This is a genomic window from Streptomyces sp. MH60, assembly GCF_002939385.1.
Taxonomy (GTDB): Bacteria; Actinomycetota; Actinomycetes; order Streptomycetales; family Streptomycetaceae; genus Streptomyces.
The window spans coordinates 1-21,431 of sequence record NZ_MULI01000101.1 but is presented as its reverse complement, the minus strand read 5'-3'; the positions used below and the strand labels follow the sequence as shown (position 1 = coordinate 21,431).

At 74.1% G+C, this 21,431-nt stretch carries 21 protein-coding genes and 1 pseudogene; 13 read left to right on the top strand and 9 right to left on the bottom strand.

What is annotated here, in order from left to right:
- Positions 1–130 (top strand): annotated as a pseudogene (locus BZZ08_RS39725) (1-phosphofructokinase); the annotation flags it as partial.
- Between the two features lie 35 nt (positions 131–165).
- Here the strand turns inward: BZZ08_RS39725 and BZZ08_RS34845 are convergent.
- Together BZZ08_RS34845 and cdgB are read right to left on the bottom strand one after the other, a co-directional pair.
- Entirely contained in the window at positions 166–1,152 is a 987-nt protein-coding gene (locus BZZ08_RS34845; RefSeq protein ID WP_104636196.1) for a carbohydrate-binding protein, read from the bottom strand.
- A gap of 121 nt (positions 1,153–1,273) precedes the next feature.
- Complete coding sequence (cdgB, locus tag BZZ08_RS34840; protein ID WP_104636195.1) at positions 1,274–2,938, bottom strand: diguanylate cyclase CdgB; 1,665 nt, start codon at positions 2,936–2,938, stop codon at positions 1,274–1,276.
- Positions 2,939–3,251: 313 nt separating this feature from the next.
- Between cdgB and BZZ08_RS34835 the strand changes: the two genes are divergently transcribed.
- Positions 3,252–3,860: a flavin reductase family protein gene (locus BZZ08_RS34835; protein ID WP_104636194.1), complete on the top strand. Its 609-nt coding sequence runs from the start codon at positions 3,252–3,254 to the stop codon at positions 3,858–3,860.
- A gap of 49 nt (positions 3,861–3,909) precedes the next feature.
- Complete coding sequence (locus tag BZZ08_RS34830; protein WP_104636193.1) at positions 3,910–4,380, top strand: GNAT family N-acetyltransferase; 471 nt, start codon at positions 3,910–3,912, stop codon at positions 4,378–4,380.
- 17 nt (positions 4,381–4,397) lie between these two features.
- Here BZZ08_RS34830 and arfB read toward each other — a convergent pair whose 3' ends face one another.
- On the bottom strand, positions 4,398–4,835 hold the full coding sequence (gene arfB, locus BZZ08_RS34825) for an alternative ribosome rescue aminoacyl-tRNA hydrolase ArfB (RefSeq protein WP_104636192.1): 438 nt from the start codon (positions 4,833–4,835) through the stop codon (positions 4,398–4,400).
- Between the two features lie 163 nt (positions 4,836–4,998).
- Between arfB and BZZ08_RS34820 the strand changes: the two genes are divergently transcribed.
- Positions 4,999–5,574, top strand: a complete 576-nt coding sequence (locus tag BZZ08_RS34820; protein WP_104636191.1) for a TerD family protein — start codon at positions 4,999–5,001, stop codon at positions 5,572–5,574.
- A gap of 67 nt (positions 5,575–5,641) precedes the next feature.
- Here BZZ08_RS34820 and BZZ08_RS34815 read toward each other — a convergent pair whose 3' ends face one another.
- Positions 5,642–6,295: a response regulator gene (locus BZZ08_RS34815; protein ID WP_104636190.1), complete on the bottom strand. Its 654-nt coding sequence runs from the start codon at positions 6,293–6,295 to the stop codon at positions 5,642–5,644.
- A complete protein-coding gene (locus BZZ08_RS34810) occupies positions 6,292–7,563 on the bottom strand; it encodes a sensor histidine kinase (protein WP_104636189.1) in 1,272 nt (423 codons plus the stop codon). Before BZZ08_RS34810 ends, BZZ08_RS34815 begins: the two co-directional genes overlap by 4 nt.
- Before the next feature lie 250 nt (positions 7,564–7,813).
- Here BZZ08_RS34810 and BZZ08_RS34805 point away from each other — a divergent pair, with 250 nt between their 5' ends.
- Both BZZ08_RS34805 and BZZ08_RS34800 read left to right on the top strand, forming a co-directional pair.
- Positions 7,814–8,383 (top strand): GlcG/HbpS family heme-binding protein, encoded by a 570-nt coding sequence (locus BZZ08_RS34805; RefSeq protein ID WP_104636188.1) that lies wholly within the window; start codon positions 7,814–7,816, stop codon positions 8,381–8,383.
- An 88-nt stretch (positions 8,384–8,471) separates the two neighbouring features.
- A complete protein-coding gene (locus BZZ08_RS34800) occupies positions 8,472–9,893 on the top strand; it encodes a M1 family metallopeptidase (RefSeq protein ID WP_104636187.1) in 1,422 nt (473 codons plus the stop codon).
- 21 nt (positions 9,894–9,914) lie between these two features.
- Here BZZ08_RS34800 and BZZ08_RS34795 read toward each other — a convergent pair whose 3' ends face one another.
- Both BZZ08_RS34795 and BZZ08_RS34790 read right to left on the bottom strand, forming a co-directional pair.
- Positions 9,915–10,886 (bottom strand): bifunctional GNAT family N-acetyltransferase/NUDIX hydrolase, encoded by a 972-nt coding sequence (locus BZZ08_RS34795; RefSeq protein ID WP_104636186.1) that lies wholly within the window; start codon positions 10,884–10,886, stop codon positions 9,915–9,917.
- 9 nt (positions 10,887–10,895) lie between these two features.
- Complete coding sequence (locus BZZ08_RS34790) at positions 10,896–11,990, bottom strand: NAD(P)-dependent alcohol dehydrogenase (RefSeq protein WP_104636185.1); 1,095 nt, start codon at positions 11,988–11,990, stop codon at positions 10,896–10,898.
- A gap of 108 nt (positions 11,991–12,098) precedes the next feature.
- Between BZZ08_RS34790 and BZZ08_RS34785 the strand changes: the two genes are divergently transcribed.
- From BZZ08_RS34785 to BZZ08_RS34775, 3 genes are read left to right on the top strand one after another with little or no spacing between them, the layout of a single operon-like run.
- The gene (locus BZZ08_RS34785; RefSeq protein WP_104636184.1) at positions 12,099–12,698 is read left to right on the top strand and encodes a TetR family transcriptional regulator; all 600 of its coding nucleotides are present in this window, start codon (positions 12,099–12,101) and stop codon (positions 12,696–12,698) included.
- Between the two features lie 50 nt (positions 12,699–12,748).
- Positions 12,749–13,255: a hypothetical protein gene (locus BZZ08_RS34780; protein ID WP_104636183.1), complete on the top strand. Its 507-nt coding sequence runs from the start codon at positions 12,749–12,751 to the stop codon at positions 13,253–13,255.
- Positions 13,256–13,277: 22 nt separating this feature from the next.
- A complete protein-coding gene (locus BZZ08_RS34775) occupies positions 13,278–13,994 on the top strand; it encodes a hypothetical protein (protein ID WP_241965643.1) in 717 nt (238 codons plus the stop codon).
- 15 nt (positions 13,995–14,009) lie between these two features.
- Here the strand turns inward: BZZ08_RS34775 and BZZ08_RS34770 are convergent, their stop codons facing one another.
- A complete protein-coding gene (locus BZZ08_RS34770; protein ID WP_198601873.1) occupies positions 14,010–14,714 on the bottom strand; it encodes a pentapeptide repeat-containing protein in 705 nt (234 codons plus the stop codon).
- A 164-nt stretch (positions 14,715–14,878) separates the two neighbouring features.
- Between BZZ08_RS34770 and BZZ08_RS34765 the strand changes: the two genes are divergently transcribed.
- The 4 genes from BZZ08_RS34765 to BZZ08_RS34750 all read left to right on the top strand — a co-directional run bounded on the left by BZZ08_RS34765 (position 14,879) and on the right by BZZ08_RS34750 (position 19,594).
- Positions 14,879–16,039 (top strand): NAD(P)-binding protein, encoded by a 1,161-nt coding sequence (locus BZZ08_RS34765; protein ID WP_104636181.1) that lies wholly within the window; start codon positions 14,879–14,881, stop codon positions 16,037–16,039.
- A 59-nt stretch (positions 16,040–16,098) separates the two neighbouring features.
- A complete protein-coding gene (locus tag BZZ08_RS34760; protein WP_104636180.1) occupies positions 16,099–17,079 on the top strand; it encodes a zinc-binding dehydrogenase in 981 nt (326 codons plus the stop codon).
- 80 nt (positions 17,080–17,159) lie between these two features.
- On the top strand, positions 17,160–18,662 hold the full coding sequence (locus BZZ08_RS34755) for an MFS transporter (RefSeq protein ID WP_104636179.1): 1,503 nt from the start codon (positions 17,160–17,162) through the stop codon (positions 18,660–18,662).
- The gene (locus BZZ08_RS34750; RefSeq protein ID WP_446750288.1) at positions 18,659–19,594 is read left to right on the top strand and encodes an aminoglycoside phosphotransferase family protein; all 936 of its coding nucleotides are present in this window, start codon (positions 18,659–18,661) and stop codon (positions 19,592–19,594) included. Before BZZ08_RS34755 ends, BZZ08_RS34750 begins: the two co-directional genes overlap by 4 nt.
- Positions 19,595–19,619: 25 nt before the next feature.
- Here BZZ08_RS34750 and BZZ08_RS34745 read toward each other — a convergent pair.
- The coding region (locus BZZ08_RS34745) for a helix-turn-helix transcriptional regulator (protein ID WP_133169243.1) at positions 19,620–21,431 on the bottom strand (1,812 nt) is incomplete at its 5' end.

Below are 21,431 nucleotides of genomic sequence, written 5' to 3'. Positions count from 1 at the left end.
GCTGGCCCGCGCGGTCGCCCTGTCGGCGGCGACGGTGCTGGCGCCGGTGGCCGGCGAGTTCGACCGGGCGGCGTACGAGGAGCTGCTCGGGCGCGGCGTCGCGGTGACCGCGGAGGCGGGCGCGGCCTGACCCCGCCGGGGCCGCCGGGTCCCGCCGGCCGGGTGCTAGTCCTTGACCTGGCCCTTCTTCAGGGAGAACTGGTCCAGCAGGACGTTGCACTTGTCGCCGTCGGCGCAGGACAGCGTGATCGTGTTGGTGCCCTTGTTGAGGGTGGGCCAGGCGTAGGTCTTGGTCCAGCCCTTGGCGAAGTCGCCGTCTTTGGCCTGCGCGAAGTTGCCCAGGTTCAGCTTGCTGCCGAACTCCTTGCCGTTGACCGTGAGGGACATCGACTGGTCCTCGCCGGCCGCGCTGTACGTGGTGAAGAGGGTGTAGAGGCCGTCCTCGGGAATGCCGTTCACGGTCCAGGTGACCGAGGCGCCCGGCTGGTTCAGGTTGGCCACGTAGACGCCGCCGGCCGACTGCGCGCCCTTGACCTCCGACGCGAGGGAGGCCGCGCCGCCCAGCCGCATCGCCTTGGCCTCGACGGAGGGCAGCTCGACGTCCTCGTCGTCGGCGCCCTCGCTCGCCGACGGGCTCGGCTCGCTGCTCTGGGACTGGGTGGGGGCCGGGTCGCCGCCCGCCTCGTTGCCGCCCTCGTCGTCGGAGCCGCTGCTCGTCATGGCCACGGCGATGCCGATGACCACGGCGGCGACGACCGCCACCGCGCCGATCAGCAGCCCCTTGGTGTTCGGGCCGCGGCGTCCGCCGCCCCCGCCGTGCCCCGACGGCTGCTGCGGGCCCCCGGGACCACCGCCGCCGGGCAAGGTCTCCGGCGCGGCGTAGTGCGCGTTCGGCTGCCCGTACGCCCCCTGCGGCTGGCCGTAGGCGCCCTGCTGGGGCGGGGCGGCCTGGCCGTAGGCGGCGGTCTGCGCGCCCTGGCCCTGCGGTACGCCGTACTGCCGTGTGCCCACGGGACGCACCCGGTTGACCGAGTTCGGGTAGCCGTAGCCACCGGACGGCGGCTGGGCCCCGTTGGCCTGCCCGTCGGCGTAGAGGTAGCCGAAGGGGTCGTCGTCCTCGGGCGTGCTCGCGCCGTTGTTGCCGGGCGTCATCCCTAGGTCTCCTAACCAGATGCGGTGCGTGGTGCGGTACGGGTGTGTGAGAGAGCGAGCCTACCCGCTCCGGCTGACCCGAACGGGTGACTCAGACCGCATCAACGCGCTGACCTGCTGATCATCCGGCGCGGCGGTGCTGTTTGGGACGAGATCGTTTCTCGACGTACATCCGTTCGTCAGCCGACTTCAGGACTTCGTCCGCCGTCATGCCGCAGTGGGCCCAGCCGATGCCGAAGCTGGCGCCCACGCGGACGGCCCGGCCCTCGGCCCGGATCGGCTGGATGATCTCGTTGCGCAGCCGTACGGCGAGGTCCTGGGCGTCGGCCCGGCCGAGCCCGTTGGCGAGGATCACGAACTCGTCGCCGCCGAGCCGGGCCACCGTGTCGCCGTCGCGGACGCCGCCGCTGAGCCGCCGGGCGACCTCGATCAGCACGGCGTCGCCCGCGTTGTGCCCGAACCGGTCGTTGATCGACTTGAAGCCGTCCAGGTCGCAGAAGAGGACCGCGAGCCCCTTGGTGCCGTCGTCGGGCCCGTCCTGGGGGGCCACGGCGTGCACATGGTGGTCGAAGGCGCCGTACGGCTCGACGGAGCCGCCGAAGTCGAAGGTGTGGCCGCCGGAGTCGAACACGGCGGAGTGCCCGTAGGCGGCGTCCATGGCGTCGGCCACGGCCGCGTGTGAGGACTGCGGGCGCTGGCACAGCCGGGCGGCGAGCCGGGAGCGCAGCTCGGCGCTGTTCGGCAGGCCGGTGAGGGAGTCGTGGGAGGCGCGGTGGGCGAGCTGGAGCTCGCGGCGCTTGCGCTCCTCTATGTCCTCGACGTGGGTGAGCAGGAAGCGCGGCCCGTCGGCGGCGTCGGCGACGACGCTGTTGCGCAGCGAGACCCAGACGTAGGTGCCGTCGCGGCGGCCTAGGCGCAGCTCGGCCCGGCCGCCCTCGGCGGAGGTGCGCAGCAGGGTGCCGATGTCCTCGGGGTGCACCAGGTCGGAGAAGGCGTAGCGGCGCATCGCGGAGGCGCGGCGGCCCAGCAGGCGGCACAGCGCGTCGTTGGTGCGCAGGATGCGGCCGTGCTGGTCGCCGCCCATCTCGGCGATGGCCATGCCGGAGGGGGCGTACTCGAAGGCCTGCCGGAAGCTCTCCTCGCTGGCCCGCAGCGCCTGCTGGTCGCGCTCCAGGCGGACCAGGGCGCGCTGCATGTTGGAGCGGAGCCGGGCGTTGCTGATCGCGATGGCGGCCTGGAACGCGTACATCTGCAAAGCCTCGCGGCCCCAGGCGCCGGGGCGGCGGCCGTTGCGCGGCCGGTCCACGGACAGGACGCCGATCAGCTCGCCGCTGTTGCCGCCGCCCTGGGGGCCCGGCGCGTACATCGGGGCGAAGAGCCGGTCCGAGGGGTGCCACTCGTCCTCGAAGCGGGGCGCGGGCCCGTCGGTGTACCACTGCGGGACGTCGTCGTCGTCGAGGACCCAGCCCTCGGTGTGGGGTATGAAGATCAGGTCGCCCCACTGCTCGCCCATGTTCAGGCGCCGGTCCCAGGACTCGCGGGAGCCCGAGCGGCCGGTGATGAGCGCCTCGGCGGCCGGGTTGCCCGCGAAGGCGGCGACGACGAGGTCGCCGTCGGGGCCGACCAGGTTGACGCACGCCAGCTCGTAGTTGAGGGCCTGGACGACGCCGTCGGCGACGGCCTGCAGGGTGTCGGCCAGGCTGCGGGCCTTGTTCATGTCGGCCATGGCCTGGTGCAGCTGCCGCAGGGACGCCAGGCGGACATAGGGCTCCGAGTCGGTCTCCATGCTCGCCCTCCCCCCGAGACCTCGCAGTGAATCAAGGGTTCTCTTCGGCGCCTTTACTGATGGTGCTCTTGCAGGTTCCCCGCCACTGAATCACAGCGCGCTCCCCACTCGGTACACAGGGTCAACAATTACCGCCCCTTGTGACTCAAGTCACAGCAAAACATGAACAATTGAGTGGGGTTTCCGCATTTTCCCTGTGCGTTTACCGAACGCAAAGTTTGTAGGTATGCGCACGTCTCCTTCCGTGGTCCTAGGACCCGGTTCGGACCGGGGCCCGATGCCCCGCCCGTGCCCCGGAGATTAGCGTGGCGGGGTGCCGAACACTCCGTCTCTCACGTATCCCGGGTCTCCCGCGGCCCCCGCGTCCCCGTTGCCCTCGCCCGCCTCCGGGCATGCTGAGGGGGTGAGCAACGAGGAGTTCCGTGCCGCCATGTCCCGGCTGGCCTCGGGCGTGGTCCTGGTGACCGCGCAGGAGCCGCCGCTGGATCCCGACGACCCGCTGGCACCGCGCGGCGAGGACGTCGGAATGACGGCCACCGCCTTCATGTCGGTCTCCCTGGACCCGCCCCTGGTCCTGGTCAGCCTGCGCGAGGGCTCCCGCATGGACGACCTGCTGGCCGAGCAGCCCCTGTGGGCGGTCTCCGTCCTCACCGAGAGCCAGCGGCACATCGCGGGCCGCTTCGCGATGAAGGGCCGCGTCAGCGACCGCCTCCTGTTCGCGGACATCCCGTACGTGCGGGGCGAGGCGACCGGGGCGCCCCTGGCGGGCGGCGCCCTGGCGACCCTGGAGTGCCGCACCGAGCAGCGGGTGGCGGCCGGCGACCACACCCTGGTCATCGGCCGGGTCCTGACCGCCGCGCTGCCCAGCGCGGACGGGGGCCCGCTGACCTACTTCCGGGGCCGGTACCGGCAGCTGGGCTGAGCGGGTAATCCGCTCGTCCGGCGCGCGGGCGCCGACCTAGGGTGCGCGCATGACGACCAGCCCCGCGCTCCGCCTGGAGAAGATCACCCCCGCGAACATCGAGGCCGCCCTCGCCATACGGGTGCGCCCCGAGCAGGAGTTCGCCGTGGCCCCGGTGGTGAAGTCCCTCGCCGAGGCCTACGTCCACCCCGGGAAGGCCTGGCCCCGCCTGATCCTCGACGGCGACCGCCCCGTCGGCTTCCTCATGGGCTTCTTCGGCATCGACTGGTACGACGACGGCAGCGCGCTGCGCTCCGGCCTGTGGCGCCTCAACATCGCCGCCGAGGAGCAGGGCCGGGGATACGGCCGCTTCGCCGTGGAGTCGGTGGCCGCCGAGATCCGGCGCCGCGGCGGCACGGAGTGCTTCGTCACCTGGCACCCCGGCGCGGCCGGTCCCGAGCACTTCTACCTGGGCCTCGGCTTCCGTCCGAACGGGGAGAAGGCCGAGGAGGAGACGGTCGGCGTGCTGGCGCTGGACTGAGCCGCGGGCTCCGCCGGTCAGTCCCAGTCCCGCGCGGAGCGCCCTCGCTTGGTCTGCGAGCGCTGCTTCTTCTCCCGCAGCCGGCGTTCGTTGATGCCGCGCGGTATGCGGGTCGGCCTGCGGGGCCTGGGCGGCGGCGCGGTGGCCTCCGCGAGGAGGGCGGCCAGGCGTACGGCGGCGGTCTCGCGGTTGCGCCACTGGGAGCGGTGCTCGGAGGCGCGGACGGTGACGACCCCGTCGGACAGGCGCCCGGCCAGCCGCTCCAGCGCCCGCTGCTTCCACACCTCGGGCAGGGCGTCGGTCCGCGCCAGGTCGAAGCGCAGCTCCACCGCCGTGTCCGTGGTGTTGACGTGCTGTCCGCCGGGCCCCGAGGAGCGCGAGAAACGCCAGACGAGCTCGGCCTCGGGCAGGGAGACGGAGCCGCGGATGACATGGGGACCGGACATGCCCTCCATGTTCCCGTCCGCGGACGGCCCGCGTCACCCGAATATCCCGAACGCGGCCCGGCCCTCGGTAAAGAAAGTAAAGAGAGTCGGAACCTTGTGGACCCCTCTCGTCGTTCATGGTGGTAGCTGTAGCTTTCTTGCCGTACGTAAACGAGGGAAGGGACTCCCAACAATGGCTGTAAGCCTGTCCAAGGGTGGCAACGTCTCGCTCACCAAGGAGGCTCCGGGCCTGACCGAAGTCACCGTGGGCCTCGGCTGGGACGTCCGCACCACCACCGGCACCGACTTCGACCTCGACGCCTCCGCGATCGCGGTCAACACGCAGGGCAAGGTCTACTCCGACGCCCACTTCGTGTTCTTCAACAACAAGCAGACGCCGGACAACACGATCGTCCACACCGGTGACAACCGCACCGGCGAGGGCGCCGGCGACGACGAGGCGATCAACGTCAACCTGGCCGGTCTGTCGGCCGACATCGAGAAGATCGTCTTCCCGGTCTCGATCTACGACGCCGAGAACCGCTCGCAGAACTTCGGCCAGGTGCGCAACGCCTACATCCGCATCCTCAACCAGGCCGGCGGCGCCGAGATCGCCCGCTACGACCTGTCCGAGGACGCGGCCACCGAGACCGCCATGGTCTTCGGCGAGCTGTACCGCAACGGCGCCGAGTGGAAGTTCCGCGCCGTCGGCCAGGGCTACGCCTCGGGCCTGGTGGGCATCGCCCAGGACTTCGGCGTGAACGTCTGACGTTCACCGCCCGTTCGTTCCGTACGAAGGCCCCCCGGACGTCCGGCCGGGGGGCCTTCGGCGTCCCTCACGGCAGCAGGCGCTGCTCCTTGGCCACCGCGACCGCGCCCGCGCGGGTGTCGACGCCGAGCTTGTCGTAGATGCGGCGCAGATGCGTCTTCACGGTGGCCTCGCTGATGAACAGGGCGCGGGCGATCTCCCGGTTGCCGAGACCGGTGGCGAGCTGGGCCAGGATGTCGCGCTCGCGCTCGGTGAGGGCGGGGCGCGGCTTGCGCAGACTGGCCATGACCCGGCCCGCGACCGGCCCGGACAGGGCCGTACGGCCCTGGGCGGCGGCGTGGATGGCGGCGAACAGTTCCTCGGGGCGTTCGGCCTTCAGCAGGTAGCCGGTCGCGCCCGCCTCGATGGCGCGGGTGATGTCGGCGTCGGTGTCGTACGTGGTCAGCACGAGCACGTGCGGCGCGCGGCCGGTGCCCGTGGTGAGGCGGCGGGTGGTCTCCACGCCGTCGATGCCCGCGCCGAGCTGAAGGTCCATCAGGACGACGTCCGGCGCCAGCCGTGCGGCGAGCGCGAGCGCCTCCTCGCCGGTGCCGGCCTCACCGACCACCTCGATGCCGGGCGCGCTGTCGAGCAGGGCGAGCAGCCCGGCGCGTACGACGACGTGGTCGTCGCAGACCAGGATGCGCACGGGGGCGGGCCCGCCGTCTGCCGGGTCGGTCATCGGGGTGCCTCCTGCGGGTCGGCCGGGTCCGGCGGGTCCGGCGGATGTGCCGGGTCGGTTCGGGGCGGGCCCAGGGGGACGGCGGCGGACAGGGCGGTGCCCTCGCCGGGCGCGGACTCGACGGTCAGGGTGCCGCCCAGCTGGCGCACCCGGGCGTGCATGGCGGGCAGTCCGTGTCCGCGCATCCCGGCGGGGGCGTCGGAGGGCTCCGCCGGGTCGAAGCCGTGCCCGTCGTCGGTGACGTCCAGGACGACCTCGTCGTCGAGGAGGGTGAGGCTGAGCGCGGCGGTGGACGCGCCCGCGTGCTCCCGTACGTTGGCCAGCGCGCCCTGGGCGATGCGCAGCAGCGCCGACTGGACACGGTCGGGCAGCGGCGGGACGCGGGCGCCGTCGTCGACGTGGACGCGGACGGTGAGGTGGTCGCCGGACTCCCGGGCGGCCAGGGCCCGCAGCGCCGCCTCCAGGCCGCCGCCGCGGGCGAGGTCGGCCGGGGCCAGGTCGTGGACGAAGCGGCGGGCCTCGGCCAGGTTGTGCTCGGCGACGGAGGCGGCGCCCCGGACGTGGGTGCGGGCCTTGCCCGGGTCGGACTCCCAGACCCGCTCGGCGGCCTGGAGCAGCATCCGCTGGCTGGACAGGCCCTGGGCGAGGCTGTCGTGGATCTCCATGGAGAGGCGCTGGCGTTCGGCGAGGGTGCCCTCGCGGCGTTCGGAGGCGGCGAGTTCGCGGCGGGTGCGGATCAGGTCGTCGATCAGGGCGCGCTGCCGGGCGGCCTGCCGTTCGGTGTGCAGGAACACGGCCGCGGCGATGGCGGCGACGGCGGGCGGGGCGAGCAGCAGGTTGGGGTCGAAGCCCCCCGCGAGCCGCAGTTGCGCGGCGACGACGAACACCGTCAGGACGGTGACCAGGACGAGCGCCGCCCGGGCGGGCAGGGTGCGCAGGCCGGTGTAGAAGAGGGGCACCGCGCACCAGGCGAAGCTGGGCGCCAGCACGACCAGCACCATCCACACCACGACGACCAGACCCAGCCAGGCCAGGCGCCGCCGGGCGGGCGGGACGGCGGGAGCGGACGGCGCGGGCCCGCTCAGGACGGGCCCGAGCAGGTGCAGCACGGCGAGGGCGAGGGACAGGGCGAGGATCCAGGGGGTGCGGGGCTCCCCGGGGTGGCGCAGCAGGAAGCGGGCCAGGGCACCGCCGAGCAGCAGGAAGAACGCCACGTGCATGACGGCCCCGAGCCACCGGGTGTCCGGGTGGTCGTACGGCTTCGCCATCCGTCACCCGCCTCCTTCCGCCCGTCTCTTCTGCCGCGCTGCTCCCCAACGTGCCGCAGAGGACCGCTGAGCTGCGTGAACACTCCCATGGTGCCCTCTTCGGACGCCCCCTGGGTCAACCGATCGGACGACCCCGCCGTCGCCCGTTCCGTCACCCACGAGCAGCCGGAACGGCGACCGTGCGCCCCCGGTGCGGGCCGGAGAGTGGAGAGCACGAACCCGCCCGGCCTCACCCGAGGAGCAGACCACCATGAAGAAGACCCTCTCCCGTCGTGCCCGCCTCGCCACCGGCGGTGCCGTGCTCGCCGCCGTCGCCGCCGGCACCTTCGGCACGGTGGCCGCGAACGCCTCCGCGCCCGAGGCCGCCCAGGACTCCGCGGTGTCCGCCGCCCCCGCCGCCGCGGCCGGCAAGCGCGACACCACCACCTCCACGCACCTGACGATCGACGCCGCCACCGAGGCCGCGCAGGCCGCGCTGAAGGCCGCCGAGAAGGAGGGCCAGCGGGTCACGGTCGCGGTCGTCGACCGCAACGGCAACACGATCCTCACCCTGCGCGGTGACGGCGCCGGTCCGCAGTCCTACGAGTCGGCGGAGAAGAAGGCGTACACGGCCGTCTCCTGGAACGCCCCGACCAGTGAGCTGGAGGGCCGCCTGGAGAACGCCCCGAACCTGAAGGACATCCCGGGCACGCTGTTCCTGGGCGGCGGTGTCCCGGTCACCGCGGGCAAGGCGCCGATCGCCGGCATCGGTGTGGCGGGCGCCCCGTCCGGCACCCTGGACGAGAAGTTCGCCCGGGCCGGCGCGGCGGCGCTGAACTGACCCGAGGCCGGCGGCCGGCGGCTCACGGCCGGTCCCAACAGGCGGCCCCAGCGGGCGTTTCACGTGAAACGCCCCATAGGATCACGTCGTGCGCACCCCCACCCCCCGTCTCCTCGTAGCCACCGCCACCGTCCTCGCCCTCGCGGCGTGCAGTGGCGGTGGCGCGGTCGACGGCTCCCCCGGCGGCTCGGGTGTGCGCGACCCGTACTTCCCCAAGGCGGGCAACGGCGGCTACGACATCGGCCACTACGACCTGGCCCTGGACTACGACCCCGATACCGACGCCGAGGCCGGGCACCTCAGCGGCAGCGCGACGATCACCGCCCGCGCGACCCGGGACCTGTCCGCCTTCGACCTCGACCTCAAGGGCCTGGACGTCGAGGGGGTCAAGGTCGAGGGCCGGGAGGCCCGCTTCAACCGGGCCGGACAGGAACTGACCGTCCGCCCGGCCGAGGAGCTGAAGGACGGGGAGACGTTCCGCGTGACCGTCCGGTACTCGGGCGAGCCGGAGACGATCACCGACCCCGACGACTCCGAGGAGGGCTGGCTGCCCACCGCCGACGGAGCGGTCGGGCTGGGTGAGCCGACGGGCTCGATGGCCTGGTTCCCCGGCAGCCACCACCCCTCCGACAAGGCGACGTACGACCTCGCGATGACCGTGCCGGAGGGCCTGGGCGTGGTCTCCAACGGCGAGTTGCGCGACGAGCGGACCCGGGACGGCCGTACGACGTTCACCTGGCACACCGCCGAGCCGATGTCGAGCCATGTCGTCACCGTCGCCGTCGGCGAGTGGGAGACCGCCCGCTCCACCACGGACGACGGGCTGCCGGTGTACACGGCCGTCGACCCCACCCAGGCCGACGCGAGCCGGAAGGTCCTGAAGCGGATCCCCGAGATCATGGACTGGGCGCAGGAGAACTTCGGCCCCTACCCCTTCTCCTCCACCGGCGCGATCGTCGACCGCGACGAGGACGCCGGGTACGCCCTGGAGACCCAGAACCGGCCCTACTTCCCCGGCGCCCCCGACACCGTCCTGCTCGTCCACGAACTCGCCCACCAGTGGTACGGGAACTCCGTCAGCCCGAAGACCTGGCGGGACATGTGGCTCAACGAGGGCTTCGCCACCTACGCGGAGTGGCTGTGGGAGGAGGACCACGGCGGCGACACCGCCCAGGAGACCTTCGAGGCGCTCTACGACGGGACGTACTACGACGACGAGGACGCGAACGACTCGATCTGGGCGTTCCCGCCCGCGGACCCGCCCGACGCGGCGCACATCTCGGAGAGCCCGGTCTACCAGCGGGGCGCGATGGTCCTGCACAAGATCCGCGAGACGGTCGGCGACGACGCCTTCTGGGACCTGCTGCACGGCTGGGCCGCCGCCCACCGCCACGGCAACGCGGACACCGAGGACTTCACGGCGTACGTGGAGAAGTCGGCGCCGGACGAGGACTTCTCGGAGATCTGGGCGGACTGGCTGCGCGGAGACGGCCGGCCGGACGCGCCGTGAACCACCACGCCCGCGGCCGTCTCACCCCCCGGAGCCCTCGAAGCCGTCGAGCAGCAGGGCCAGGTCCGGCGGCCAGAGCGGCTCGGGCGCCTCGGCGAGTTCGGCCCGGCTCCACCAGCGCCAGGTGAGGATGCCGTCCGCGGCATGGGCGGCGGCGAGGTCGGGGCCGGTGGGTTCGCGGCGGGGGCCCTGGGCGACGTAGATGTGCTCGTACTGGCGGACGGGGCCGACGCTCAGGTGGGTGAAGTCGTGTTCCCAGGTGCAGAGCAGGGGGCCCGGTTCCAGGTCGGTCCAGCCGGTCTCCTCGCGCACCTCGCGCAGGGCGCCCTCGCGCGGGTTCTCGTCCGCCTCCAGGCCGCCGCCGGGCATCGCCCAGTGCACGCCGACCTCGACGTTGTCGTAGCGCAGGAGGAAGACCGCGCCCCCGGGGTCGAGCACGGCGACGCGGGCGGCGCGGCGCGGGGTGCGCGGGGTGCCGCTCTCCAGTTCCCTGCGCAGCACCGTGCACGGGCGGCCGGCGCCGAGGTCCCGGCGGTGGTCCAGGACGGTGTAGCCGAGGGCGGTCCAGAAGGCGAGCCCGGCGGTGTTGCCGTCGAGGACGGCGAGCCGTACGGCGGTGCGGCCCGCGGCGCGGAACCGGTCCTCGACGAGGGACACCAGCCGCCTGCCGTGACCCTGCCGCGCCAGGCCCGCGTCCACCATCAGCAGCCCGATCCACGGGTCCGGGTCGGACCGGTCGGGGTGCCGGGCGAGCGTCACCGCGATTCCGGACAGCCGGCCCGCGTCCCGGGCGAGCAGCACCTCGGCGCCGGGCCGCGCCAGTTCGTCGGCGAGCGCGGCCGCCACCTGCTCCGGGCGGATGTCGTCCGGGTCGGGGAAGTCGCCGCTGAGCGCGTGGAAGGCGCGCTGGGAGGCGTAGAGGGCGGTGAGTTCGGTGAGGACGGGGCCCGGGATGTCGTGGTCGGGGGTGAGGGGCAGCGGGGTCAGGATCACGGGGGCAACCTATCCGTCCGTCGGGCCCTGCCGTCCGGACCCGTCCAGGTCGGAGAGGTCGAGGACGAAGCGGTGCCGGACGTCGCCCCGGTCCAGGCGGTCGAGGGCCTCGTTCACGCGGGCGGAGGGGAGGAGTTCGATGTCGGCGGTGATGCCGTGCGCGGCGCAGAAGGCCAGCATCTCGGCGGTGCCCCTCCGGCCGCCGCTGCCCGCGGAGCTGAGCTTCTTGCGGCCGATGAGCAGGTCGAGGGTCTCCAGGGTGACCGGTCCGAGGTGCCCGAGGTGGCTGAGGGTGCCGTCCAGGGCGACCAGGCGGAGGTAGCCGCCCAGGTCGTGCGGGGCGGAGACGGTGTCGATGACGATGTCGAACCGGTCGCGGGCGGCGGCCAGTTGCTCGGCGTCCGTCGAGACGACGAACCCGCGGGCGCCCAGGCGGCGGGCGTCCTCGGCCTTGCCCGGCGAGCGGCTGATCACCGAGGTGTCGGCGCCGAGCGCGGCGGCGAACTTCACGGCGAGGTGGCCGAGGCCGCCGAGACCGGCCACGGCGACGCTGGTGCCGGGCCCGGCGCCGAGGGCGCGCAGGGGCTCCCAGACGGTGATCCCCGCGCACAGGAGCGGTGCCGCGGCCGCCGGGTCCAGGCCGGCGGGGAGGGCGTACGCGAACCGTTCGCCCAGCACGTACGCGCGGCTGTAGCCGCCGAGGGTGGTCGATCCGTCGCCGCGGTCGGTGCCGCCGTAGGTCAGGGTGGGGAAATCGTGGCAGAAGTTCTCCTGGCCGATCCGGCACATGGCGCACGCGCCGCAGGAGTCGACGATGTTGCCGACCGCGACCGGGTCTCCGGCCCGGAAACGGGTGACCTCGGTGCCGGTCTCGGTCACCACGCCCGTGAACTCGTGCCCCGGGACGAGGGGTCGCGGACCGCTCCCGTCGGCGCCCGCGGCCCGCAGGGCGTGCAGGTCCGTGTGGCAGACGCCGCAGTAGTCGACCCGGACGGCGACGTCGTCGGGGCGCAGGTCCCGCCGTTCCAGCGGGGCGCGGCGCAGCGTCGGGGTCGTCCCGGCGCCGTTCCCGGGCTCCGCGTGCCAGCCCACTGTGGTCCTCATGGCTCTTCCCCACTCCTCAGACAGACTGTTCGGTCTGTTTGACCGTAGGCCCGCTCGCCGGGTTAAGCAAACCAACTGTTCTGTTTGGTCGTGGGATACCCTGGGGCCATGCCCGACCGCATCCCCGACCAGCCCCTGACCTCCCGCGGCGCCGCCACCCACCGGCGCATCCTGGACGTCGCGACCCGGGAGTTCGCCGCACACGGGATCGCCGGGGCCCGCGTCGAGCGGATCGTGGCCGCCGCGCGCACCAACAAGGCGCAGCTCTACGCGTACTTCGGCAGCAAGGACGGGCTGTTCGACGCGATCTTCTTCGGCTCGCTCGACCGCATCGTGAACGTCGTGCCGATCGACGCCGGCGATCTCGCGGACTGGGCCGTGCGCCTCTACGACGAGTACCTGCGCCGCCCCGACCTCATCCGGCTGGCCACCTGGGCGCGGCTGGAGCGGCGTCCGGCGGGGCACCTGGTCGAGGACGCCGACCGCCGCGACGACGCCAAGCTCCGGGCCATCGCCGAGGCCCAGGCCGCGGGGCGGGTGCGGCCGGGCGACCCGTTCGACGTGCTGGCCCTCGTCATCGCCATGTCCATGGCCTGGTCACCGGTCAGCAACGTCTACGCCGCGACCGCCGACGAGCCCGAGGACGCGCACGAACGCCGGCGCGCCCTGCTCCGCGACGCGGTCCGTCGGGCCACGTCACCGGACTGACCGGGGCCGCGGCGTGGGGAGCGTTCCGGGGCCGTGACACCATCTGCTGCGTGCTCGACATCGGCTACGCCCTCTCCACGCGCTTCCCGGACCCGCCGCAGACGGACTACCGGCGCGCGGACGTCCACGCCCTCCGCCACGACCTGTTCTGCGGGGACGTGTACCTCGCCGACACCAAGGCGGACCGGGAGTTGTCCACAGCCTGGGGATGGGTGCCGGTGCTCGACTTCGCCTGGGCGCTGTGCGACATCGTGGAGCACCTCGACCGGGACCCGGCGGGCTCCCGGGCCGCGCGACCCCAGCGGGCGGAGCTGGACTTCACCGAGTCCACCGACCGCCTGCTCTTCGAGCGCCGCTTCGGCTGGGTCGACATCGAGGCGGAGTGGCTGCCCGCGGACGAACCCCCGCTGTCCTTCTCCCACACCGAACTGCGCCGCGAGGCCCGGGACTTCCTCCACGACCTGCTCGCCGACCTCACCGACCTGCACGAGGACCTGGCGGACAACCCGGCGGTCTGGACCCTCCAGTCCCGTTTCCCGCGGATGCCCTCCGACTAGACAGCAGGGAGCGCCACTTCCGATGACCGCACAGCCCGCGCCGTTCACGCCTGCCCTCGTCAAAGCGGTGTTCCGGGACGTGACCCCGCTGCACGTCTCCCGGCCGGCCGCGTGGACCGCCGCGTCGGTCACGCGGACGGTGCTGACGGAGATCATCGACGGGGCGAGGAGGGCGGCGGCGGAGCAGTCCCGCAGGAAGCTGACACCCGGGGACCTGATCTCGGCGATCGACCGCAACGTCGAGCTGGAGGTGGGCGACGAGTGGTACGTCCACAGCCCGACGTTCCGGGGTCTGACCGGTGACCTGTACGACGCCGACGGTGTCGTCGTCCCCCTTCGTCGGCGCAGGGGGACGCGCACCCCGAGTGCCGTGGCCGGTGCCCACAGGTTCGAGCCGGGGGTCAGGAAGCTGCTGCGGAGCCGGGGGACGACGGCCGTCCCCCGGATGGTCCGCGACCTGGACGGCATCGCGAGCGTGTTCCTGACGGACCTCGCCCGGAACGCGGCCATGACCGTCCGCGAGGGCGGGGTCAGGCGTTTCGGTGCGGTCACCCTGGAGACGCCGGGCGAACCGGCCGCGCCCCCGTTCCCCAAGGATTCCCTCGGGGCCCAGGCCACCCCCCGCCGGGGCGACCGGCGGACCGTCGACCGGGACGACGTCCTGGCCGCCACCGGGATGCTGCTGTTCGGCCGCGGCCTCAGGCAACGGGCCCTCACCGAAGCACGCGCCCACTCGTGATCCGCCGGACACGCCCTACCCCTCCGCCAGCACCCGCACCCCCAGCTCCGCCGCGAGCACCGGAGCGAGGTCGAGGAGCTGGGCGGGGCTGATCACCGCGCCCGAGAGCCGGTCCACGCCGCGGGCCAGCTCCAGCGGGGCGGCGCCGCGCAGGTCGACGTCGACGAGGGTGGCCGCGCTGAGGTCCGCGTCCTTCAGGGCGCAGTCCACGAACTCGACCCGCTCCAGGCGGGCGCCCCCGAAGTCCGGCTCGACCAGCACGCAGCTCTCGAAGACGACGTCCTTGAGGCGGGCCCGGCGCAGGTTGAGAAAGTCGATCTTGCCGCCCCGGACCAGGACCCGTTCCAGTACGGCCCCGTGCAGCTGGGTGCCGCCCAGGCGGGCGTCGAGCAGCTCGACGTCGCGCAGGGTCGCCTCCGCGAGGTTCGTGCCGACGCCCCGGACGCCGGTGAGACGGGTGTCGAGCAGCCGGGCCCGGGGCAGCGACGCCTCGTCCAGCGCGCAGCCCGTCAGCGCGCAGTCCATGAAGCGGGCGCCCGCGCCGTCCTGGCCGGTGAGGTCCGTCTCCCGGAACTCCAGCGCGTCGTAGTCCCCGTCCGGCTCCAGTCCGCCGCCGTCCTCGAACGGCTCCAGCGGCGGCAGCCGCAGCTGGGGGCGCCTCGCCCCGCGCACCGCCGTCGTACCGCGCCCGCCCGCCGTGCCCGCCGTTCTCCTCGCCATGGCCCCATGCTGCACCCCGCCACTGACAACCCGGGCCGACCTGCGGAAACACCTTTTCTCCTGGCCCCATGTCACATCCGGCGCCCCCTCGGCCGTCGTACGGGAAGACAGGCGCCGCGTACGGCGACCCGACCGCGACCCCGATCCGAGGGAGAACCCGAGTCATGCATCGCATCACCGTCATCGGTGGCGGCTTCGCCGGACTGACCGCGGCCATCACCGCCGCCGAGGCGGGCGCCGAGGTCACCGTCCACGAGGCCCACCACACGCTCGGCGGACGGGCCCGGACCGCCGACGGCCCCTACCGGACCAACGACGGCCCGCACGCCCTCTACAACGGCGGCCCGCACTGGGCCTGGCTGCGCCGGCGCGACCTGATCGGCCCGCTCGCGCCCATCCCGCCGCTGGAGGCGGCCCGGCTGCGGCTGCGCCACCGAGGAGCGCTGCGCCGCACCCCGCCGTTCGCCATGCTGAAGCTGCTGCGCCGGGGGGTCGGACCGGCCCCCGTCGACACCGACTTCCTGACCTGGGCGACCGGGATCGCGGGCGAGGAGGGCGCGCGGGCCGCCGCCCACTACTGCGCGGTCGCCCTGTTCCACCACGATCCGGGATCGCTGTCCGCCGCCTTCGTGCAGGAGCGGCTGCGCCGGGCCGCCAAGCTGCCGCCCGAGGCGCACTACCCGCGCGGCGGCTGGGGCGGGGTGGTGGACCGGATGGCCGCCCTGGCCTGGAACCTCGGGGTCCGGATGGAGACGGTCTCCCGCGTGGACACGCTGCCCACCGACACCCCCGTCATCGTCGCCACCTCCCTCGACGCGGCCCGCCGCCTGCTGGACGACCCCTCGCTGACCTGGCCGAGCGGCCGCACCACCCTGGTCGACCTGGCCGTGAGGACCCGGCGCGGCGACGCCTTCGCCGTCTCCGACCTGGACGCGCCGGGGTGGATCGAGCGGTTCACGGCGCAGGACCGCACGCTCGCGCCCGCGGGGGAGCAGTTGATCCAGGGACAGCTCCCCCTGGCGCCGCACGAGTCGAAGGCGGACGGCACCGCGCGGGCCGAGCAGTTGCTCGACCTCGGGTTCCCCGGCTGGCGCGAGCGGCTGACCTGGCGGCGCGAGGCGGTCGCGAACGGCCGTACCGGCGCCGTCGACCTGCCCGGCACCACCTGGCGCGACCGGCCTGCCGTCGACCGCGGCGACGGCGTGTACCTCGCCGGTGACCAGGTCGCCTCGCCCGGCCTGCTCTCCGAGGTCTCCTTCAACAGCGCCCTGACGGCGGTCTCCCTCGCCCTCGGCCGGCGCGAGCTTGACCTCAAGCGCGCTTGAGGTCGTTGGCTGGGCCCACAGCACCTCGTAGCAGCGCACTCTTCCCCTGGGGGACCGTCATGCACGCCATCCGTCTGCACGCCTTCGGCCCGGCCGGGAACCTCGTCCTGGACGAGGTGGAGGACCCGGCTCCGGGCCCCGGCCAGGTCCGCGTCGCCGTCCGCGCGGCGGGCGTCCACCTCCTGGACACCGCCCTGCGTGAGGGCCTCCAGGGACCGGCGCCCGTGCTTCCCGGACTGCCCACGATCCCCGGCCGCGAGGTGGCCGGCGTCGTCGACGCCCTCGGGACGGGCACGCCGGACAGCTGGCTGGGCAGGCGCGTGGTCGCCCACCTCGGCTTCGCCCCCGGCGGCTACGCCGAACTCGCCGTCACCGACCTCGCCCGCGTCCACGAGATCCCCGCGAACCTGGACTTCGCCGAGGCCGTCGCCATGATCGGCACCGGGCGTACGGCGATGGGGATCGTGCAGTTCGCCGACCTCGGTCCCGGCGCGGTGGCCGTGGTCCCGGCCGCCGCGGGCGGCATCGGCACGCTGCTGGTGCAGTACGCGAGGAACGCCGGCGCCACGGTGGTCGGGCTCGCCGGCGGCCCGGAGAAGACCGCGCTCGTCGCCGCGAACGGCGCCGATCCCGCCGTCGACTACCGGGACCCCGGGTGGCCGGCGAAGGTCCGCGCCCACCTGGGCGGCAGTGAGGCCACCGTCGTCTTCGACGGCGTCGGCGGGGACGTGGCGCGGGAGGCCGTCGCCCTGCTCGGACCCGGCGGCCTGCACCTGGTCTTCGGCTGGTCGGGCGAGGGCCTGCGCGACGGCGCCCCCTACCTCGTCGACGGCGTCTCCCAGCAGGTGCTGGGCCCGGTGATGCTGGAGAAGGCCGGCGGCGCCGACCCCGTACGCACCCTCGAACTGCGCGCCCTCGCCGAGGCCGCCGCGGGGCGGCTCGTCCCGGCCGTGCGGCGCTTCCCGCTCGCCGACGCCGCCGCCGCGCACCGCGCCCTGGAGAACCGGGGGACGACCGGGAAGGTGGTCCTGGAACCATGACCGGCGACGAGCGGCGCGGACGCGCGACGGGGACGCGCGACGGGGATGCGATACGTCCTGATCCGTGGTCTTCTGGCCAGATGAGTGGCTCCCGGACAGGTGGACCCGCCGCGCCCGCGGAGGCCGACCCCCGCCGCTGGTGGGGGCTGGTGGTGATCGCCCTGGCCCAGCTGATGGTCGTCCTCGACGCGACGATCGTGAACATCGCGCTGCCCTCGGCCCAGCGCGACCTGGGCATGTCCGACGCCAACCGGCAGTGGGTGATCACCGCGTACACCCTCGCGTTCGGCGGTCTGCTGCTGCTCGGCGGGCGGATCGCGGACCTGGTGGGACGCAAACGCACCTTCGTCATCGGGCTGATCGGCTTCGCCGCCGCCTCCGCGTTCGGCGGCGCCGCCACGACCTCGGCGATGCTCTTCGGCGCCCGCGCCCTCCAGGGCGTCTTCGCCGCCGTCCTCGCGCCGTCCGCGCTGTCCCTGCTGACGACGACCTTCACCGACCCGAGGGAACGCGGGAAGGCCTTCGGCATCTACGGCGCGCTGGCCGGCAGCGGCTCGGCGATCGGCTTCATCGTCGGCGGCGTGCTCACCGAGTACCTGAACTGGCGCTGGTGCCTGTACGTCAACATCCCCATCGCCGTCGTCGCGGTGATCGGCGCGTTCGCCCTGCTGCACGACCGGCCCGGCCACGCCGACGCCCGGCTCGACGTGCCCGGTGTGATCCTCGGCTGCGGTGGTCTGGTCGCCCTCGTCTACGGCTTCAGCGAGGCCCAGCCGCGCGGCTGGACCGACCCGCTGGTGCTGGCCCTGTTCGGCCTGGCCGTGGTCCTGCTGGCCGTCTTCGTGTGGTGGCAGACCCGGGCGAAGACGCCCCTGCTGCCGCTGCACGTCATCCGGGAGCGCAACCGCGCCGGGTGCTTCCTGACGATGATGCTGGCGGTCATCGGCATGTTCGGGCTGTTCCTGTTCATGACCTACTACCTCCAGGTCATCCTCGGCTACTCCCCCGTGCGGACCGGCCTGGCGTTCCTGCCGCTGACCGCCGCGATCGTGGTGGGCTCCACCCAGATCTCGGCCCGGCTGCTGCCGCACGTGGGCCCGCGCATGCTGATGGTCCCCGGCATGCTCCTCGCCTCCGGCGGCATGGTGGTCCTCACCCGGATCACCGTGCACTCGGAGTACGTCTCCGAGATCCTCCCGGCGCTGCTCCTGATGGGCCTCGGCATGGGCCTGACCTTCATGCCGGTGTTCTCCACGGCCACCGCGGGAGTCGCCCCGAAGGACTCCGGCGTGACCTCCGCGACGGTCAACACCTCGCAGCAGGTGGGCGGCTCGATCGGCACGGCGCTGCTCAACACCATCGCGACCAGCACGAGCGCGTCGTGGATCACCGCGCACCTCACCGATCCCTCCCAGCGGGAACTGATCGTCCGGGAGGGCATCGTGCACGGGTACACGGTCGCCATCTGGGTGGCCGCCGGCGTCATGCTGCTCGCGGGGCTGGTCGCGGGCGTGATGGTGACGGCGAAGGCGCCGAAGCACGGGCTGCCGGCGGAGCGGGCGGTGCGGGAGCCGGTGGGCTGAGGGGATATCCGCGTGACCGCGGGCCCCGATCGCCGGTAGCGTCCGGCCGTGTGATCGACGTACCCGAAGGGCTCGTGGCCGCGCAGGTGAAGTACAACGGGGAGGCCGGGCGGGCCTTCGTCGAAGGGTTGCCCGCGCTGGCGGCCGGGTTCCTGCGGCGGTGGGAGCTGCGGCCGGACGGGCCCTCGATGCACGGGTGGGCGGCGCTGGTGCTGCCGGTCGTGTGCCGGGACGGTACCCGGGCCGTGCTGAAGCTCCAGCTCCTCGACGCGGAGACCGAGGGCGAGCCCCTCGCGCTGCGGGTGTGGGACGGGGACGGAGCGGTGCGGCTGCTCGACCACGACGCGGCCACCGGGACCATGCTCCTGGAACGCCTGGACTCCGGCCGGATGCTCAGCCACGTCGAGGACTCCCGCGAGGCCGTCCTGGTCATCGCCCGGCTGCTGGCCCACCTCACCGCGACGCCCGCGCCGCCCGGTGTGCGCCGCCTCGGCGACATCGCGAAGGGCATGCTGGAGCGGACGCCCGAAACCCTGGAGCGCATCCCGGACCCGGCGGACCGGCGGCTGGTCGCCGACTGCGCCGCGGCCGTGCGCGAGGTCGCCGACGAGCCGGGCGACCGGCTGCTGCACTGGGACCTGCACTACGAGAACGTCCTCGCCGCGGACCGCGCCCCCTGGCTGGCCATCGACCCCAAGCCGCTGGCCGGCGACCCCGGGTTCGACCTGCTGCCCGCCCTGGACAACCGCTACGACCCGGGCGAGACCCGGTGGCGTTTCGACGCCATGACCGAAGTCCTCGGCCTCGACCGGGAGCGGGCCCGCGCCTGGTCCCTCGGCCGCGTGCTGCAGAACAGCCTGTGGAACGTCGAGGACGGCGACCCGCTGGAGACGGCGCAGATGGAGATCGGGCGGCTGCTGCGCTCCTGGTGAGGACCGCGCGTGTCACCGGCGTTCCTCAGCCGCGGGTGTCGGGGTGCGGCTCCCGTTCCCGGCGGGCCCCGCGCTCCAGCGCGCCCGCCAGTTCCGTCCTGCGCCGTATCCGCAGCTTGCGGTAGGTGCTGGTCAGGTGGGTCTCCACGGTGCGCCGGGCGAGGTGCAGCAGGTCGGCGATCTCGGTGTTGGTGCGGCCGTCGGCGGCCAGTTCGGCGATCCGCCGCTCGCTGCCGGTCAGCGCCCCGGCGCCGGTGCGGGACGCCGCGGAGCCGCGGGCACCGCCCTCGCGCAGGGCCTGCCCGGCCAGGGCGAGCCAGCGCAGGGCGCCCTTGCGCTCGGCCAGTTCGGCCGCCTCGCGCAGCCGGGCCCGGGCGCGCCCGCGTTCCCCCGCGTCGAGGAGCTGGCGGCCCTGGGCGAGCAGCGCGGGGATCAGTTCCATGTCGGTGTCGGCGGGCGCGTCCCGCAGGGTCCGTACGGCCTCCTCGGCCAGTTCGAGGCCGCGGCGCCCGCCGGTCGCGGTGCCCAGCACGCGCAGGGCGCGGCCCACGGTGCGCGGGGTGTTCCACACCCGGGCCAGCCGCAGTTCCTCCGTCGCCAGGGCCAGCGCCTCGGGGCCGCCGCCCAGCGCCAGCCGGCACTCCGCGACGGCGGTCCGCCACGGGGTGACGACGGGGCTGATCACCTCGCGGGCCGCCTGGCGGCGTCCGCACTCCAGGAAGTCGTGCAGCGCGCCCGCCGGGTCGCCGGTGGCGGCGCGCAGTACGCCCCGCGCGTACAGGTAGCGGTTCAGCTCCCAGTTCTCCGGCACCTCGCGCAGGTCGAAGCGGTCGGCGTGGCGCAGTGCCTCGTCGCTGCGGCCGGTGTGGACGAGGGCCATCAGGGCGTGGGCGTCCCGGTTGGTGGGGCCGGGGCCGGGCCCGGTGTCGGCGGCGAGGACGAGCAGCCGGGCGTGGTCGCCGCGGGCGGCAACGATGTCGGCGCGGGTGTTGAGCAGTGCGTGCTGCATCGGGTGCAGCAGGGCGGGGTGCTGTCCGGCCAGTCCGCGTTCCACGAGCCGCTCGGCCTCGTCGAGTTCGTCGGCCCACTGGGCGACCGCGGCGGCCGTGCCGAGCAGGAAGGGCTCGGCGAGCGGGTCGGTGGGCTGCGCGAGCAGGTCCCGCACCCGGGCCATCGCCTCGTCGGCGGAGATCAGCGCGGCCGTCGCCGCGTACCGCACCAGCAGGGCCTGTCCGGCGGTGCCGACCAGTTCCGGGGAGTGCCGGCCGGTCTCGGACAGCCACCGGTACACCTCCTGCCGGGTCGCCAGGTCCTCGTCGGACAGCAGCGCGGTGGCGGTCTGCACGGTGCGGGCCAGGCCCGGGTGGCCGGACAGCCGGCCCTCGGTGCGGCGCAGCACCTCCATCGCGGTACGGATCTCACCGCGCCCGGCCAGGGCGGTGCCGAGGGCGACAGCGGTCCGCACCCGGTTGCGGGGGTCGGCCGGCAGGTGCTGGGCCTCGGCGAGCCGCGCGATGGCGGCCGGGGTGTCGGCCGACGCGTATTCCAGGGAGCCCAGTTCGGTCAGCAGCCGTTGCCGCAGGTCGTCGGTCAGCGGCTCGTCCAGGGCACGGCGCAGGTACCCGACGGCGTCGGCGGGCCGCGCGTCGTGCACGGCGACGGTCACGGCGTCGCGCAGCACGCGCAGCGCCCAGGACCGGCCGACGGCCGGGGTGCGCAGCAGGTGCCGGGCGACGGCCTCGACCCGGTCGCCGCGGCGCAGCATCGCCTCCGCCGCCGCCCGGTGCACGGCCTCGCGGCGCGGCCGGGGCCAGCCGCTCAGCACGGCGTCGCGCAG